The 16266-nt window shown below is 44.3% G+C and carries 14 protein-coding genes, 5 tRNA genes and 1 pseudogene; 10 read left to right on the top strand and 10 right to left on the bottom strand.

The features are described from left to right. Together VFW36_RS03250 and VFW36_RS03245 are read right to left on the bottom strand one after the other, a co-directional pair. Positions 1-191 (bottom strand): annotated as a pseudogene (locus VFW36_RS03250) (MFS transporter); the annotation flags it as partial. Between the two features lie 17 nt (positions 192-208). Beyond that, positions 209-1552, bottom strand: coding sequence for a sodium-dependent transporter (locus VFW36_RS03245; RefSeq protein ID WP_329657375.1), 1344 nt, complete (start codon positions 1550-1552; stop codon positions 209-211). A 156-nt stretch (positions 1553-1708) separates the two neighbouring features. Between VFW36_RS03245 and VFW36_RS03240 the strand changes: the two genes are divergently transcribed. The 5 genes from VFW36_RS03240 to VFW36_RS03220 all read left to right on the top strand — a co-directional run bounded on the left by VFW36_RS03240 (position 1709) and on the right by VFW36_RS03220 (position 2231). Further along, positions 1709-1786: transfer RNA gene (locus tag VFW36_RS03240), tRNA-Pro, on the top strand. Positions 1787-1839: 53 nt separating this feature from the next. Next, positions 1840-1916: transfer RNA gene (locus VFW36_RS03235), tRNA-His, on the top strand. 50 nt (positions 1917-1966) lie between these two features. Further along, a tRNA-Arg gene (locus VFW36_RS03230) sits at positions 1967-2043 on the top strand. 11 nt (positions 2044-2054) lie between these two features. After that, positions 2055-2131, top strand: a tRNA-Arg gene (locus VFW36_RS03225). A gap of 15 nt (positions 2132-2146) precedes the next feature. Then, positions 2147-2231, top strand: a tRNA-Leu gene (locus VFW36_RS03220). Positions 2232-2310: 79 nt separating this feature from the next. Here VFW36_RS03220 and VFW36_RS03215 read toward each other — a convergent pair. From VFW36_RS03215 to VFW36_RS03205, 3 genes are read right to left on the bottom strand one after another with little or no spacing between them, the layout of a single operon-like run. Further along, the gene (locus tag VFW36_RS03215) at positions 2311-3531 is read right to left on the bottom strand and encodes an EAL and HDOD domain-containing protein (RefSeq protein ID WP_329657374.1); all 1221 of its coding nucleotides are present in this window, start codon (positions 3529-3531) and stop codon (positions 2311-2313) included. A gap of 2 nt (positions 3532-3533) precedes the next feature. Continuing rightward, complete coding sequence (locus VFW36_RS03210; RefSeq protein ID WP_329657373.1) at positions 3534-5993, bottom strand: GGDEF domain-containing protein; 2460 nt, start codon at positions 5991-5993, stop codon at positions 3534-3536. Then, positions 5990-6889, bottom strand: coding sequence for a hypothetical protein (locus VFW36_RS03205; protein WP_329657372.1), 900 nt, complete (start codon positions 6887-6889; stop codon positions 5990-5992). Before VFW36_RS03205 ends, VFW36_RS03210 begins: the two co-directional genes overlap by 4 nt. Before the next feature lie 67 nt (positions 6890-6956). Between VFW36_RS03205 and VFW36_RS03200 the strand changes: the two genes are divergently transcribed. After that, a complete protein-coding gene (locus VFW36_RS03200) occupies positions 6957-7823 on the top strand; it encodes a M23 family metallopeptidase (RefSeq protein WP_329657371.1) in 867 nt (288 codons plus the stop codon). An 88-nt stretch (positions 7824-7911) separates the two neighbouring features. Here VFW36_RS03200 and rlmN read toward each other — a convergent pair whose 3' ends face one another. Genes rlmN through hisF form a run of 3 tightly spaced genes read right to left on the bottom strand, consistent with a single transcriptional unit; the run spans position 7912 to position 10275 of the window. Then, positions 7912-8988, bottom strand: coding sequence for a 23S rRNA (adenine(2503)-C(2))-methyltransferase RlmN (gene rlmN, locus VFW36_RS03195; protein WP_329657370.1), 1077 nt, complete (start codon positions 8986-8988; stop codon positions 7912-7914). Then, a complete protein-coding gene (locus tag VFW36_RS03190) occupies positions 8981-9517 on the bottom strand; it encodes a purine-nucleoside phosphorylase (RefSeq protein ID WP_329657369.1) in 537 nt (178 codons plus the stop codon). The genes rlmN and VFW36_RS03190 overlap by 8 nt, the downstream gene beginning before the upstream one ends. After that, positions 9514-10275: an imidazole glycerol phosphate synthase subunit HisF gene (gene hisF, locus VFW36_RS03185; protein WP_329657368.1), complete on the bottom strand. Its 762-nt coding sequence runs from the start codon at positions 10273-10275 to the stop codon at positions 9514-9516. Before hisF ends, VFW36_RS03190 begins: the two co-directional genes overlap by 4 nt. Before the next feature lie 118 nt (positions 10276-10393). Here hisF and rsmA point away from each other — a divergent pair, with 118 nt between their 5' ends. The 3 genes from rsmA (at position 10394) to VFW36_RS03170 (ending at position 14299) form a co-directional block, all read left to right on the top strand. Beyond that, entirely contained in the window at positions 10394-11173 is a 780-nt protein-coding gene (gene rsmA, locus VFW36_RS03180; protein ID WP_329657367.1) for a 16S rRNA (adenine(1518)-N(6)/adenine(1519)-N(6))-dimethyltransferase RsmA, read from the top strand. Between the two features lie 75 nt (positions 11174-11248). Continuing rightward, the gene (locus VFW36_RS03175) at positions 11249-13375 is read left to right on the top strand and encodes an RNase J family beta-CASP ribonuclease (RefSeq protein WP_329657366.1); all 2127 of its coding nucleotides are present in this window, start codon (positions 11249-11251) and stop codon (positions 13373-13375) included. An 81-nt stretch (positions 13376-13456) separates the two neighbouring features. Beyond that, positions 13457-14299, top strand: coding sequence for an FAD-dependent thymidylate synthase (locus tag VFW36_RS03170; protein ID WP_329657365.1), 843 nt, complete (start codon positions 13457-13459; stop codon positions 14297-14299). Here VFW36_RS03170 and VFW36_RS03165 read toward each other — a convergent pair. Continuing rightward, a complete protein-coding gene (locus tag VFW36_RS03165; protein WP_329657364.1) occupies positions 14285-15274 on the bottom strand; it encodes a hypothetical protein in 990 nt (329 codons plus the stop codon). The two genes, VFW36_RS03170 and VFW36_RS03165, sit on opposite strands and share 15 nt — an antisense overlap. A 158-nt stretch (positions 15275-15432) precedes the next feature. Here VFW36_RS03165 and VFW36_RS03160 point away from each other — a divergent pair, with 158 nt between their 5' ends. Then, complete coding sequence (locus VFW36_RS03160) at positions 15433-15675, top strand: hypothetical protein (protein ID WP_329657363.1); 243 nt, start codon at positions 15433-15435, stop codon at positions 15673-15675. Positions 15676-15770: 95 nt separating this feature from the next. Here the strand turns inward: VFW36_RS03160 and rplT are convergent, their stop codons facing one another. Further along, positions 15771-16124 (bottom strand): 50S ribosomal protein L20, encoded by a 354-nt coding sequence (rplT, locus tag VFW36_RS03155; RefSeq protein ID WP_324790825.1) that lies wholly within the window; start codon positions 16122-16124, stop codon positions 15771-15773. Positions 16125-16266 lie beyond the last annotated feature (142 nt).

Below are 16266 nucleotides of genomic sequence, written 5' to 3'. Positions count from 1 at the left end.
ATCAGCATCCCAGCCATCTGAGCATTGAGGATATACGATCCCCACAGAGTAATACCGTCTTTATCCAGCCCCAATTCGGTTAAACTGCTAACCCGCACAACCCCAAATAAAATTAGATCGTAAATATCAACAAAATACCCCATCGCAATAACGATAACGGGAAGCGTCAACACTTGACGTAATGTACTCATTCTCACCTCTTCTCTCATTAGAACTCAATGAATCCCATCAAATTTAACATTACCACAAAAAGGGCTACCGGAGCGATAAATCGGACGCTAAAGCGCCAAATCGGATAAAACCATCCCATGTCCTTTTGAAGAACCGAAGCAACCCGTTCTTTTTCGATGATATGACCCACAAATACCGCCATAACCAGCCCTGCAAACGGCAAGAAAACATTGGAAGTCAGATAATCCGACCAATCAAAGAAACTTTTCCCGCCCCATGTCAAATACGCGGATGTTTCCGCACTGAGTGAAAAGATTGCAACAATACCAAACAGATAAAAGAATGTTCCCATCGCTATAGCGGCTTTGGTACGGCTCATATCCCATCGGTCGATCAGGTACTGCACCATCGGTTCAACGAGTGAAACCGCCGACGTAAGCCCTGCAAACGCCAGTGCCATGAAAAAGAGGACGGCCAATACATTTCCGACCAGCCCCATCGCATGAAAAACAGCAGGCAAAGAGATAAAGACAAGCCCCGGCCCTTTCGCCGGTTCAGCTCCGTATTGGAACAAAAAGGTAAACAGTACCAATCCGGCTGCCAATGCAATCAACGTATCGGTGACGATAACAAAGATCGAAGCACGAACCAGATTACTATCTTTGGGCAATGATGCCGAATAGATCATAATCGCCCCCATCCCCAGAGAAAGGGTAAAAAACGCATGTCCGACGGCTACCGCAAACGCTTCGGAGGTGAGCTTACTCCAATCAGGGTTAAACATATAACTGACCGCTTTTGGGAAACTCTCCATGCCCATCGCATAAACGAGCATCCCCGCAATAATCATAATAAGCGACGGCATCAGCACGAGATTGAATTTTTCAATCCCCCCCTTGATCCCACGAATCAGTACGGCTGTCGTAATCATAAATGCAAGTGTATGGAAAAAAATCTGTGTCCCGACACCTTGCGTCATGAGATTGTTATAAATCCCCTCAGCTTCGGGTATGGTCGCTGGAAGCGTACCGAAAGAGAGAGTGATATAGTAAAAAATCCATCCGATAACAACCGAGTAATAAAACATCACCAGTGTTCCGGACAATCCCATAAACCCTGCGTATTTCCATCTCTCTTTGTGGCGCGGTGCCAAATCTTCAAACGCCCCCACGCCATCACGTCGCCCCAAATACCCGATGAGCATCTCGGCAATCATCACAGAAAAACCAACTAATACAACCGTCAACAAATAGACCAGAACAAATGCACCGCCGCCGTATTCACCTGTTATATAGGGGAATTTCCATATATTTCCTAATCCTACCGCTGAACCTGCGGCAGCCATCAAAAATCCCCACCGGCTAAAATGTGCTATCTTCATTCTTTTCCTTATCCCGCTTCTTGTTGAATCATTAGCAAAATTGATTCCTTATTTTATGAATTATAGCAAAATCATAAAGGCTATTGACATTTATTAGATTTTCGACTATAATTTCGCCTCACTAATTGGCTCACCTGAGTTTGATTAGATGAAGGTCGGGGCGTAGCTCAGTATGGTTAGAGTACTTGGTTTGGGACCAAGGGGCCGGAGGTTCGAGTCCTCTCGCCCCGACCATGTTTTTTTTCTTTTTTGTATCTTATTTTCAAACAGATTCTTTATTACAGATGGTGGGTGTAGCTCAGTCGGTTAGAGCATCAGGTTGTGGTTCTGAGGGTCGTGGGTTCGATTCCCATCACCCACCCCATTTGTTTCTGGTTTGAAACTCTTCTGATACGCGATGTTTTAGAAGGATGTGCGTTCGTAGCTCAACTGGATAGAGTAACGGACTTCGGATCCGTAGGTTATAGGTTCGAACCCTATCGGGCGCACCATATATACTCTCGCGTCCTTAGCTCAGCTGGATAGAGCAATGCCCTTCTAAGGCATCGGTCAGAGGTTCGAATCCTCTAGGGCGTACCACCTTAGACTTTTTATGCGGATGTGGTGAAATTGGTAGACACGCCAGACTTAGGATCTGGTGCCTAACGGTGTGAAGGTTCAAGTCCTTTCATCCGCACCATCGAAAAACCCCTATTTTTATGGGCTTCGGTATCTTTCTCTTCTTCAAAAAATCAACCAAAACTTCAAAATCATATCATTTACCCCATCGCTTCATCAAACTGATTGACTTTTTCCATCGCGGAAGCTATCAACGGTTCCAAAGCACTGTATTCCAAGCTATGTTTTGCCAAAAATGTTTCAATCCCCTCAGAATCAAGTATCTCGATGGAACGCACCATCGTTAACAACTCACCGTAAAATCCGTCCCCCTCGAACAATGCCCGCTCTATTTCAGGGGCGACATTCAGCCGTCTAAGCACTTCGCGATGGGGAATATGAAACAAAAGGTGGATCAAGGAGAGCATCCCGACAAAGTAGGCGGTTGCCTTTTGAGATTTTGTCGCATTCGGATTAATCAGCTCTAGGAGCTGTGTCATCAACTCTGTCCGATTGATTACCATTAGCATCAAAGGTATCGTATTTTGATTTGATCCATGAGATTCCGAAAACATCAGCAACATGACCCAATGCAAAAGGGGTTCTCTCCCTACCAATGTTAAGACATGACGCACCGAGGAAACAGGGTTTTTCAATGAAAATACCGCTGAATTAATAAATCGCATCAGCTTTAAACTCACCATATGATTCAGCTCAAATGCCCTCACCAGATGTTCAATATCGGCATCGGACTGGAGCATATTCCATAACTGGATAACCGCCTCTTGGTCGAGAGAAAAAGAGGGGTTTTCGAGAATTTTCGGCTTGGAGATAAAATAGCCTTGAAAATAGGTAAACCCTTTTGCGACGCACTCGGCGTGACTATCGTGCGATTCGATCTTCGCTCCGATAACACTGAGCCCTTGCTGTTTCAACTGCGCTACATCATCACGTTTAATCTGTCCGCTTCGGGGAATATCAATCTTAACGTATTCCAAATAAGGGAATATGGGAGCAAATTTCTCTCTATTTTCAGCGGTAAAGGCGAAATCATTGAGGGCGAAGCGGTACCCCTCCCCTTTTAGTTTCTCGAGTTGAGCGCATAACGCTTCATCCACAACACTCTCTTCCAATAGGGCATAAATCACCCTCTCTTTCGGAAGAAGGGTAAATAAACCGTGAAAAATAAACCGATGATCGACCCGAATAAATCCAATCCGTTTTCCGAGTATCCGCTCGATCCCGAATGCGCTTTGCAGATCATTGATCAGAGTTGCGGTTGCCTGAGCATTCATACTCTGTGAAGATGAAAAAAGATCATACGCGATGAGACTACCCCGCTCATTGACAATAGGTTGACGACCGATATAGCTACTTCCCATCGTTACCTCTCTTCAATCAGCGTAGGTGAGGGCTCATAAAAATAATACCCTTGTGACGCATCGATACCGATCGCCTTCACATGATGAAAAATGTCTTCATTTGCGACAAATTCAGCCACGACACTAATCCCCATCTCATGCGCGAAATCGCATATATGTTTGACGAAAATCTGCGCATTGCGGTCATGCGGCAGATTTTTAATCAAACTTGCGTCAATTTTTAACGTATCGATACTCAGTTTTAGCAAATGATCAAAATTTGAATATCCTGACCCGAAATCATCAATCGCGAAACGACATCCGATGGCTTTAAAGCGATCGACAAACTCGATCACAGAGCTATAATTGTCAATCCCTTCACTCTCTAATATTTCAAAAATGATAGATTTTCCCATGTCGTTTGTTTGGATCATATATTCCAAATAATCGGACAAATTCGGATTCGTCAAATCTTGCGTTGAGAGGTTTAGACTGACTCGATTATCCGAATTTTTAAATACTTCGACCACTTTATCGACCATTATTTTGGTCAATTCCGGATAGAGTTTTGTTTTTTTGGCAATGTCTAAAAACAGATAAGGGGAGAGCGCACTGCCGTCTCGCTCAATCAAGCGCATAAGCGCTTCGTATTTGATGATTTTTCCGCTGTTATTGTCCACAATCGGCTGAAAATACGGGACGATTCGAGACTCTTCTATCGCCTCTTTGATCCGTTTATACCACGCTATATTATTCTCTTGTTCTTTTTTGGATTCACTTGAAAAAAGCTCCAAACTGTGGCGGTTGCGTTTTGCCTGTTTGAGCGCGGCGGTAGCGTGCTCCAATCCCCGTTCATGCGAGTGAGCGACCCCGATGGTAACACTCAGAATAATCTCAATATCATCGACAACAAACACCTCTTTTTGGGTTGCTTCAATCAATCCTTGCAAAAAGATCACAAAGTGATCCAAATCATCACAGTCCAACGCAACCAATACGTATTCATCGCTCCCCAGTTTGTAGAGTTCGATCTTCCTTGTTGTTGCGATATTTAGACGAAGCCATTCTCCGTACTTCGCTAAAATCGCATCTCCGATCCCGATTCCGTATACTTCGTTTATATCGCTGAAGCGATCGATATTGATAATAGCCAATGCACATACGTTTTCGCGCATCAAAGTTTCGACCAAAGAAAATCGATTCGGCAAATCGGTATTTGCATCGGTCGTGAGATGGTATTGCAGCTGTTCACGTTGAGTAAATGATCGTATTGCAAATCCTATATCATCGGACAGTTCTTCGAGCATCGCAATCTCTTTTAACTCAAACCCGTTTGAACTTTTAGCATATAGCGTCATGACCCCTAGCGGCAGTGCATCCACCGAACTTACTAGCGGAAGGGAGATCATCGATCCGAATTGTCCCCTCTCGGCAATTAAATACCACTCATTCGACGTCGCTTCACACTCCAAATTTTCCATGACTACCGTCGAAGACGCTCTAAATGCTCTGGCGATAGGGCTGTTCTCTTCAATATCCCCCTCCAGTGAGATTTTCATTTTCGGATATAAATACCCCGTCGGATCGGAAGAGTACGCTTCAATACTGAGCCCGTTTCCCTCTTTTAGTGCGATATGACACAATCCGTATCCGGAGTGATCGGCTAATCTCTGACAGGAGCTCATTAACAGTTCATCCACATTTTTCGCCGTAATCAATAGTTGATTAATGTCTGCAACGGTGCGAAGTATCCGATCTAAATACAACGATTCTTCGAGCGCCTCTTTGAGCCGGATTTGCTGAGCCTGCATTGAATGGACCGAATCACATAAGCTCTGATCCAGAATGGAGAGTTCCTCGATAAAATGGACTTCAGCAATCGGATTTTTTTCTCGTGAACGTAAAGCTATCCTCTCAAGCGGCAGAGAGATCCATCGCTTCACCCCCTTCATAATACCGATCCCGATAATCCCTAACACCAAAAATAGCGAGATTCCGTAAAACAGTACGATCTGATTAAGCCGTTCAAAAATATACTCACCGTTCAACTCAACCAACAAAACCGCTTTTTTCTTTACCGTACCCGAAAAATATTTTATCTCGCCCGAATAGCGTAACGAGCTCTCTTTAACAAGCCTTTGCGAAATCTGAGCCAAGGGATAATAGGTTCCTTCAATGCTCTTTCCTCGTAATGAGCGCGATGATGAGACGGCGATGGTTTCGCCGTCCAACGATACGGAAAGTGTCCCCATAGCACTGTCAATCGCACTTGCTTGATCAAGCAACTCTTGTATATCTTCTAAATGCTCATCTTGAAACGCATCTTGAATATCCCCTTCAAGTCGAAACAAGCTTTGGTTAATCCGCTCCGAAAGATAACGCAGTGTTGTAAGTCGCTCATAATAATAAAAACTCCCCGATAATGTCCCGATAATCAGGAAAAAGATCGCTAAGTTAATAAGATTAAATCGCTCTAATTTCACGGTATAAGCCTATCCGTTTTCACGTGTTGTGCGTTAAGATGCTCTATCACTTTTGTTTGATTTCCTTGATGCAGCCACTCTATCTGAGCCGTGGTAGAGATAAACTCATCATAGCTTTGCCCTTCCAAATACCCTTTAACCGTCTCATAGTATTCATGCGGATCGTTTTGAAGTTGTGCCACCCCTCGCTCAAACATCTCTTTGAGCTGAGCGAATTCCCTTTCTCTTCCGTTGATAACCTCTTCATCCACAAACAAAGCATCAATCACCGAAAACGATTTCATCGTCCGAGTAGACGCGATAGGCTGATACCCTTTTTTGAGCAATCCCGAAAGGTATGGCTGGTATGAAATAATGACAATCGGCCGCGCTACCTCGTTAAGGGAGAGAATGTTTTTTTGGCACGCATTTATTTTATGAAATTTAACGCTTTTGAGCCCTTGTTCCGAAACAAATGCATCAAAAAAATCATCATTTAGCGATCCTTGTTCCAAATAAACGTCGACCGTCTCTTTTGTGCTACGGAGTTCTTGAATGGATCGATTTGAAACAATCGCATCGGCTCCGTATGATCGGTCTATTAGAAATACCGGTTTCATTTTTTGCCAATCGTTAAAATGAAAAAGTTCATACTGTGTAGCGGTAAATCCTTGGGTAAATCCGCGTTCATGGTAATGAGAGTTTTCGGCGAGATCAACGAGCCAGATAAATCGAAAGGAGCTCTTTTCCAACCACCCTTTCTCCTGCGCGTAAATAAACGGGGTAAACCCGACCCAAGGGTTGGAAGAAATATGTATTTTAGATGCATCGGCAGGGCGGTTCACATAAAAATAAAGAACCGCTACCGTGCCCATCAAAAACAGCAATACAAAACTCAAAATACGAGCTTTTTTCATACCATCACTCTCTTTAGCACCAACAAATAATATTGATAATAACATAATTTTTTATAAAGTTTCTAACGTGATTCCGTATCTCATTAATGTTACAATACCGCTTATTAAAAATTCGGGGTCGATGATGCGTGTACTGGTTATTTTGGGGCTGTTCGTTTTAGCCCTTTTTGCAGATGTAGGATACAACGGAAAAAGTATCATTCTCTCCGTTCCTAGCCCATCGGGAACTATCACTACCCCTGAAATGAATATCTCCGTTTTATCTCATCCCATATATAAAACACAAGGGATCGCTATCCTCCCCATCGACTATTACGCCGCTATCGGGGACACGAATCTGACGTGGATCGCACCCGGTAAAACATCCCAAATTTCTCTACATGTCGAAGAAGCGATCTATCCCACCGAAACACTCAGTGTCGATCCCGCCAAAGTAACCCCGCCGAGTGAAGCGCTTGAGCAGATCGAACGCGAACGTGTCCAAGCAAAAGAAATCTATGCCCGCTTTACCCCGATACGCTATTGGGATAAAGCATTTATCAAACCGCTCGAATCGAATATCACCAGTGAATACGGTTCCAAGCGTACCTACAACGAAACACTAAAAAGCTATCACGGCGGAGTTGATTTCAGAGCCCGAACCCCCATCCCGATCCAAGCTACTAACAACGGCATCGTTGTCCTTGCCGAAGATCGCTATTACTCAGGAGGGACGATTATCATCGATCACGGTGAAGGGATTTACAGCTGCTATTTTCATCTTAGCCGATACGATGTGAAAGTGGGGGATTATGTAAAACAGGGAGATACTATCGCTCTAAGCGGAGATACCGGACGGATTACAGGCCCTCATCTTCACTTTGGATTTATGGTCCACGGCATTCAAACCGATCCGCTCGACCTCATCGAAAAAATCAATACTCTTTTCCGTTAATCTTTTTTCAGTGCGGCCCAGATAAAACTGCCCAAACCGACACCCACCACGATCACCAAAAATCCAACCTGAAACCAATCCATTCCGCTCATTGTGCCGTTTCCTTTAAGTCTTTCTCTTTTAGCTGTCCGCACGCCGCACTGATGTCCAACCCTTTGGAATCGCGGATGGTACACAATACTCCGTGTTTGACTAGATACTCCTGAAATGCAACCATATCGGCACGGGTCGGGCGTTGATAATCACTTCCGGGATACGGATTAAAATAGATCAGATTCACCTTGGACTTAATCCCGTGGAGAAGTTTCACCAACTTTTTGGCGGACGTGAGATCATCGTTTTTCCCTTTGATGACAAGATACTCAAACATCACCCGCTTTCGTGTGTCGATCGGAAACCGCTTCACCGCTTCGATGATCGAGGCGATGTTATAGGCTTTATTCATCGGGATCAATTCGCTACGGAGTTCATCATCAACGGCATGAAGGCTGATGGCGATATGCACTCCCAAATCCATCTGACCCAGTTTGTCGATCTTGGTGCTCAATCCGCTCGTCGAAACCGTTTGCCGTTTCCCCGAAATCGATAACCCCTCTTCGTCTTTGAGGATTGTAATCGCATGTGCCAGATTATCGAGATTATCGAGCGGCTCCCCCATCCCCATATAGACGATATTGAGCCGTCGATGGGCTGCGAGGTTGTTATCCATCTTCACCGCTAACACTTGTGCCACGATCTCTCCCGCACTCAGATCACGGGTAAATCCCCCTTTCGCGGTGAGACAAAATGAACACCCCACCTTGCACCCCACCTGCGTCGAAACACAGACGGTAAAACGGGCTTCGTGTTCGATATTTCCCTCATCGTCGATGGACTCGTCTTTCATCTTGAGCCACACCGTCTCAACCGTTTTACCATCACTCAGTTCAAAGAGGTATTTGATCGTCCCATCGCTAGAGCACTCTTTACGGGCGATTTTGAGGGGCATAATTTCATACTCAGCACTTAGCTCTTCGCGCATCGCTTTAGGGAGATTTGCCATCACATCAAAGCTCGTCGCATACTGATGGTAGATCCATCCCCAAATCTGTTTGGCACGAAAGGAGGGTTTCACCATCGATGCAAGTTCGGCTTTGGTGTAATCGAGGATACATTTTTTAGGCATGAATCAGCCCTTTTTCTTTGAGATGTTCACGGAGTAGCACTTTGGCAAACCCGTGATTGGCGATAAAGTCCCGATGGGCATTGGTATCGCAATAGTTGGTGATACAAAAAACACCCCCCGCAGGAATACCGAAAACCTGAGCCACTCGCATAACACTAAAAAACTCCATGTTTTCAATCCCCATCCCCAGCGCTCTCATTTGCTCCATAGCATGCTCACTCGTCGTGATGTAGTTCGAGGAGTTAACAATAACATCTTTAATCGATTCCGTTTGTGCAGAAACGACGTTATCGATAGGGGTATAAGCACTTTTATCCAAAAACCCTAACTCGATGTTAGCCGCTGTTTTAGACTCAATGATGTCGTTGATTTTATGCTCACCGTAACTTCCCGCACTTCCGACGAAGAGGAGAAATTCGGGCTTATGAACCAAACAATGGCGGGTGAGATTGATCGCACTGTCGATCAGTCCTACCCCTATCGGTATCGCAAAATCAAACGTCTCGTTATTACCCGCGCATAAAATCATAACCGTACCGGAATCCCATTAGCCGATAGGTAGCGTTTGAGATCCATGATGTCAATCTCTTTGTAGTGGAAGATACTCGCTGCCAGTGCCGCATCGGCACCGTGCTCGAAAGCCTCTTTGATATGCTCCATCGTCCCCGCACCGCCGCTGGCGATAACGGGAACATTGACGGCGCGGCTGATCTGCTCGGTGATAGAGAGGTCAAATCCCGCTTTGGTACCGTCGGCATCCATCGAAGTGAGGAGAATTTCCCCCGCACCGCGATCCACAACCTCTTTTGCCCACTCGTAAGCATTAATCCCCGTATCGACCCGACCGCCGTTGAGATAGACGTTGTACTGATCGCCGGTACGCTTCACATCGATAGCGACGACGATACACTGAGAACCGAAACGTTTAGCTCCCTCATTGATAAACTCAGGACGTTTGATTGCCGCAGAGTTGATACTCACTTTGTCACATCCAACCGCAAGAAGTTTATAAATATCGTTCAGTTCGCGGATTCCCCCGCCGACGGTGAGAGGGATAAAGACCTCTTTCGCCACTTGTTCTACGATGTGAACAATCGTATCCCGCTCTTCGTGTGAAGCGGTAATATCGAGGAATGTCAGTTCATCCGCCCCCTCTTCGTTGTACCGTTTGGCGACTTCGACGGGATCCCCCGCGTCTTTGAGACCGACGAAATTGACACCCTTAACGACCCGACCATCTTTGACATCGAGGCACGGAATAATCCGCTTCGCAAAAAAATTATCCATTTGACACCTTGTGCGCAATCATTATGAAATTATAACTTTGATTACCAAAGGTAACGATAAAGGGGGGCAATTTATTTTTTAATAGGGGATTAACACTTTATTGGGTACAATAATTACAATGCAACAAGATCGTGCCAAAATTGCCAAAAAGAAATTTGGCCAAAATTTTCTAAAAGATGAAGCTGTTTTAGCCCAAATCATCCAATCGATGCCCGATACACCTCACCGTATCGCAGAAATCGGGCCTGGATTAGGTGATTTAACTAAGTATTTAGTTGATGTCAAAAGTGTTACCGCTTTTGAGGTCGATACCGACTTGTGCAAGCATTTAAAGCACCAATTTGCCGATGCTATCAACACCAATACTCTTGAGCTCCGTTGCGGAGACGTGTTAGAGCATTGGAAGAGTGAGCTTCTGGATGAACCGTACGATTTAGTGGCAAACCTGCCCTATTACATCGCGACGAACATCATCCTCAAAGCCCTCGCCGATCCGGCGTGCCGAAACTTGCTTGTCATGATACAGCGTGAAGTAGCAGAGAAATTTTCTGCCTCACCTGGAGAGAGAGCTTTTGGAGCGCTCAGCGTGATTACGCAGAGTGTGGGTGAAGCGGAGATCGTGATTCACGTCCCCCCAACCGCATTCGAGCCTGCTCCCAAAGTCGATTCTGCCGTACTGCTCATTTCTAAACGGTCGAATCGTAATGATGAAGGGTTTGAAGAATTTTTACGAGCGGCCTTTACACAGCCCCGTAAAACCCTCCACAAAAATCTCTCCTCGCGCTATGATGGAGATTCTTTAATTAAAGCGTTTGAAACGCTTGAACTGGAACGCTCCATCCGACCTCATCAGCTTGACACCTCTGACTTTCACCGGCTCTACGCCCTTATAAAATAACCTTTTCTGGGCATTCTTAGAGCATCTAACCATAACCTAAACACCATTACGCCAGAGCGTAAAGAAGGAAATACTATGTCCGATGAACAAACAGGATCAGCAGCGCAGCCCCAAGGGGAAAACCGTCAACGCCGAAACAACCGCCGCCCTTTCCGCAGCCGTAACGCCAATCGCCCAGAAGGCGCTGAAGGCGCTCCAACGGATCGCCCGAACACTGAGCCGCGAACCGATAACCGCCCTCCGCGTCAAGACAATCGTCCGCCACGCACCGACAACCGTCCTCCGCGTCAAGACAATCGCCCGCCTCGCACCGATAACCGTCCTCCACGTACTGACAATCGTCCGCCTCGCACCGACCGTGTAGAGGGGAGCGAAACCAATGCGGTAGATGCCGAACCGAATCGCGGAGGTCGTGATCGCGGTCGCGGAGGTCGCCGAGGAAGCCCGAGTACGCCGATTGACAACAACTTGCGCGACTTTGTACTTCAAAATCAAGATGCCCATAAAAACCGTCTTAACCCCCATTATAAATTGAACCTTGAGAATAACGAAAAAATTCGTATCACCCCTCTTGGCGGACTCGGAGAGATCGGTGGGAATATCACCGTTATCGAAACCGAAAACGAAGCGATTATCATCGACATCGGGATGAGTTTTCCCGATGAAGAGATGCACGGGGTCGATATTCTCGTCCCGGACTTCACCTACTTGCGTGAAATCCGCAAAAAAATCGTAGCGATCATCATCACCCATGCCCACGAAGACCACATCGGCGGTGTACCGTACTTTTTCAAAGAGATGCAATTTCCGATTTACGGAACACCTCTTCCATTGGCGATGATCGGTAACAAATTCGACGAACATCACATGCGTGATTTCCGCCGCTACTTCAACCCGATCGTCAAACGTCAGGTTTACCGTATCGGAAACGATTTCGACATCGAATGGATGCACATGACCCACTCGATCATCGATTCCAGCTCATTGGCGATCACGACCAAAGCGGGAACCGTTATCCATACGGGTGACTTTAAAATCGACCATACGCCGGTTGACGGGTACACCGCTGACTTGCACCGTCTTGCCCATTACGGTGAAAAAGGGGTTCTTTGTCTCCTATCCGATTCCACCAACTCCTATAACAAAGAGTGGACGCCGAGCGAGCTTACCGTAGCTCCGGGATTTGATCGCATCTTCTCAAAATCTGAGGGTCGTATCATCATGTCGACGTTCAGCTCGAATATCCACCGTGTCTATCAAGCGATTTTGGCAGGGATGAAATACAACCGTAAAGTATGTGTTATCGGACGATCTATGGAGCGAAATCTCGAAGTATGTATGCAATACGATTACATCAAACTTCCGAAAAATATCTTCATCGATGCCGAAGAGGCAAACCGCATGAGCGATAAAGATGTATTGATCGTTACCACCGGAAGCCAAGGGGAACCGAGTTCCGCCCTTTTCCGTATGGCGATCGGCGAACACCGCCACATCAAAATCAAACCGACCGATTTGATCGTCCTCTCGGCTCGTGCGATTCCGGGAAATGAGGGTTCTATTTCAGGGATGCTCAACTATCTCCAACGTGCCGGTGCACGTGTAGCGAATGATCGCGATATTCACGTATCGGGTCACGCGAGTATGGAGGAGCAAAAATTGATGCTCCGCCTCACCAACCCTAAATTCTTCCTCCCTGTTCACGGTGAATACAACCACATCATGAAACACAAAGAGACCGCAATCACTTGCGGCGTTCCGGAACGTAACATCCTCTTGATGAGCGATGGCGACTGCATCGAAGTCAACAGCAAAATGATGCGCAAAGCCAAAACCGTTAAAACGGGTAAAACTTATATCGATAACCAAAATAACCACCAAATCGAAGACGACATCGTTATCGATCGCCAAAAAATGGCATCTGAGGGGATGGTTATGTTGGTGGCTCAAGTGAGTGCCGCAGAATCACGCCTCCTCTCCAAACCTCTTGTCACCAGCTTCGGGATCGTTGCCGACCGCCATGACAAAGCGTTTGCCCAAGAGATGGAAGATGTGTTAGAGCACTTCTTGATCAACCTCAAACCGGGGCTTATCGAGAACCCGAAAGCGTTGGAAAACGATCTTCGCCAAGTGGTACGTAAACATATCTACCGCAAAATGAAAAAATATCCACTTATCGTTCCTCACGTTTTCGTTATGTAAGGTGTGCTTTGCACACCTTCGTCTCCGTTTTTAAACTCAACTTCGCTATACTTTTTAACAAATCTTCAGCAGGAAGCGCCCATGTCTATTGCAAAAATAGGTACCCAAGAGAATATATTTGGAGATAATATCGCTTTTGTAGAAAAATGGGATTTTTCTCAAGCCAATACTTCAGAAGAAAAGCGCATTTTAGCAATTACCCAAGTTGCTTCAATCTGCTACCAGTCCCCAAAAGCTTTAGGCAGTGAAACGCTTTACAATCGCCTGATGGCTGAATCGATGGGACTCCCCTCCAGTTCGTTCGAATTTGTCCCTGTATTGCTAGACTACGATAATCCGCAACACAAAGAACTGCTCCATAAAGAATACAGCAATGTAAAAAAATTCGGAGAACTTGTTGAAAACGGCAAATATTTACTGACGAATTATCGCGCGATCGTATATGATTTTGAAAACGATAAAGCTGGATACAGCTTTGACATCAGACAAATTTTCAATACCCTTGAAGAAGCAGAAATCATCCGAAAACATTTTCATGTATTTTTATACAAAGTTGACTTACCGACACGCTCACAAATGGTTCGCCACCGAGTCAATTGGCAAGAACTTTCACGAAGATATGTATCGGGGAAAAGGGTTCCTTTCGACTTTTACATTAGTGAACATATGATTTCTATCAAAACAAATGAATTCGATACGCAGAAAATTATTGACCTATGTGTAGAACATTACATGAATGCTCTCGAGCATGGCGTTAAACCTCAAGAAGCACGTAGAATCATCCCTCAAGCTGCCTATACTCAAATCTGGGGAGCATTCATGCCTACCCAGCTTGCTAATTACTTCAAGCTTCGATTAGACGAACACGCTCAATGGGAAATTAGAAAAACTGCTGAAGCTATGAGGGATTTAATTAGTTACTAAACTTTTTGTATTGAGCTCTCTCAATACATAACTCTGAAAATCTCCGACAAAGAGCTTCATAGTCTTTATAACATCACTCAAAAATACATCTATATCATTTTCTTGCGAATTGAAAAATCTTCGCCCATGCAATTTTATTGCTTCACCTCTATCATCAATATCTCTAAACGGGATATAGAAATAGGCTAGTTTATTTTCATTCACACATGGTGTAGCGAATCCAATATAGCAATTTCGTTCAAATTCGAGTATGCCCGTATTATGCACAAGATCATTTCTAAGTTTGATAAGAGCATTGAAGATTTTATCCTCAACATAACCTTTAAGCGGTGTCTTTTTTAAGTCAGCAAAATACGTTCTATTTAACTTCTCAAGATAAATATCACTATTCGATGTTTCTGGATCAATCAAATGTATAAATTCACTCATACGTCCTGCAATATCCAGTGCAGAACAAAATGATATAATCGATATTGTTATTAATCCTGCTACTTTTGAATCGTCTGATATTACTTCATTAGAATTTTCCCATCCATTCATAATTTGGATCTTTAGCGGAATATTGTTTCTCATGTATGTCAAAAATTCAATATAATGTTTAGTCGCCTGATCAATTAACGAGAAAAAATCATTGTATAACTTATTGAAATCAGCAAAATTAATCCATTTAGTATAATCTGATTCGCTGATCACTAAAGAATTAATATACATTTCTACAGCTTTATTATGAACTTCAGTATTACCATTCCCATAGCCATTTTCGAATATAGCACTTGGTAATAAATATCTATCTCCTAGTGATAGCCTAAAAACTTTAGACAAAGATTCATCTAATTCATAAAAAATTTTACGTATCAAATCTCGTAATTCTTCAATTCCACATTCATCCTCAATCAATCTAAGATTGAATTGTTCGAATAATGTATCGTCACTAATTGAATCAAGTTGTATCGTATTCCCTACCTGATCAACCATTTGATAAGAACCTTCAATTTGATAAATATCTAATCCTCGTGAACATATATGTCTTCTCAAACGCTAATCCCTTTATTTAAAAACTTCATTTTGTTAACTTCGGCTTGAAATATTATTTTTATGTTACTATAGTCTAATAAAAAATAAGGATATTGATTATGAAAAAGGATCTCCTATTCGGCACTCTCGCCGCAATGTTTCTCATTAGCGGATGCGCTGAAAAAGAATTTACTATCAATGGGATGATTTGTCCTGCAGGAAAAACAGAAGATATTATTAAATCTGATTTTCAAGAGTGCCACTATTACGATCTAAAAGCCGCAGGTGAAGCCTCAAAAGCACCGGTTACCGTAGAATGTCAGAAATGTCTGGAAAGCAAAGGGTATAAAATCGAGCAATAAATCGTTCTTTGAACGGTTTGTCGTTTGGAATTAAATTGGGATTTACGAAATAAGAGAAGAAGTCTTCGAGGAGAAACTCCCCGAAGTGTTTAGAATTACAGCGCTGCTTTAGCTTGAGCGGTGAGGGCAGTAAATGCCGCTGCGTCGTTCATTGCCATGTCAGCAAGGATTTTGCGATCAAGTTCGATGTTGGCACGTTTAAGGCCGTTCATGAATACTGAATAGCTCATTCCGTTTAAGCGACATGCCGCATTGATACGGATAATCCACAATTTACGGAACTCACGTTTTTTCTGTTTACGGTCACGAAACGCGTATACGAGTGAGCGCTCGAGTTGCTCTTTCGCTTTACGGAAATGTTTGTGGCGTGCACTGTAGAAACCACGTGCGAGTTTCAATACTTTTTTATGACGTCTGCGTCTTACGACACCAGTTTTTACTCTTGGCATAGTTTTCCTTTCTTGACCCGGTTCATTTCAATTTTAATGACGGGGTGCCGCTTTGCGGACTTGCCCAGCGTTATGCTGGAGGGTTAATAGGTTTTAGCCTACGATCATCTTTTTGATGTTTTTAACATCAACAGCAGCAACC

This window comes from Sulfuricurvum sp. (assembly GCF_036279695.1).
GTDB lineage: Bacteria > Campylobacterota > Campylobacteria > Campylobacterales > Sulfurimonadaceae > Sulfuricurvum.
Note: the sequence above shows the minus strand (reverse complement) of the source record. Positions and strands in the feature narration are given on the sequence as shown.

Excerpts from the sequence above, each read along its gene's own strand:
- VFW36_RS03245 (WP_329657375.1), bottom strand. The coding sequence starts at position 1,552 with ATGAAGATAGCACATTTTAGCCGGTGGGGATTTTTGATGGCTGCCGCA.
- VFW36_RS03215 (WP_329657374.1), bottom strand. The coding sequence starts at position 3,531 with ATGGGAAGTAGCTATATCGGTCGTCAACCTATTGTCAATGAGCGGGGT.
- VFW36_RS03205 (WP_329657372.1), bottom strand. The coding sequence starts at position 6,889 with ATGAAAAAAGCTCGTATTTTGAGTTTTGTATTGCTGTTTTTGATGGGC.
- rlmN (WP_329657370.1), bottom strand. The coding sequence starts at position 8,988 with ATGCCTAAAAAATGTATCCTCGATTACACCAAAGCCGAACTTGCATCG.
- VFW36_RS03190 (WP_329657369.1), bottom strand. The coding sequence starts at position 9,517 with ATGATTTTATGCGCGGGTAATAACGAGACGTTTGATTTTGCGATACCG.
- hisF (WP_329657368.1), bottom strand. The coding sequence starts at position 10,275 with ATGGATAATTTTTTTGCGAAGCGGATTATTCCGTGCCTCGATGTCAAA.
- rsmA (WP_329657367.1), top strand. The coding sequence starts at position 10,394 with ATGCAACAAGATCGTGCCAAAATTGCCAAAAAGAAATTTGGCCAAAAT.
- VFW36_RS03175 (WP_329657366.1), top strand. The coding sequence starts at position 11,249 with ATGTCCGATGAACAAACAGGATCAGCAGCGCAGCCCCAAGGGGAAAAC.
- VFW36_RS03170 (WP_329657365.1), top strand. The coding sequence starts at position 13,457 with ATGTCTATTGCAAAAATAGGTACCCAAGAGAATATATTTGGAGATAAT.
- VFW36_RS03165 (WP_329657364.1), bottom strand. The coding sequence starts at position 15,274 with ATGGTTGATCAGGTAGGGAATACGATACAACTTGATTCAATTAGTGAC.
- VFW36_RS03160 (WP_329657363.1), top strand. The coding sequence starts at position 15,433 with ATGAAAAAGGATCTCCTATTCGGCACTCTCGCCGCAATGTTTCTCATT.
- rplT (WP_324790825.1), bottom strand. The coding sequence starts at position 16,124 with ATGCCAAGAGTAAAAACTGGTGTCGTAAGACGCAGACGTCATAAAAAA.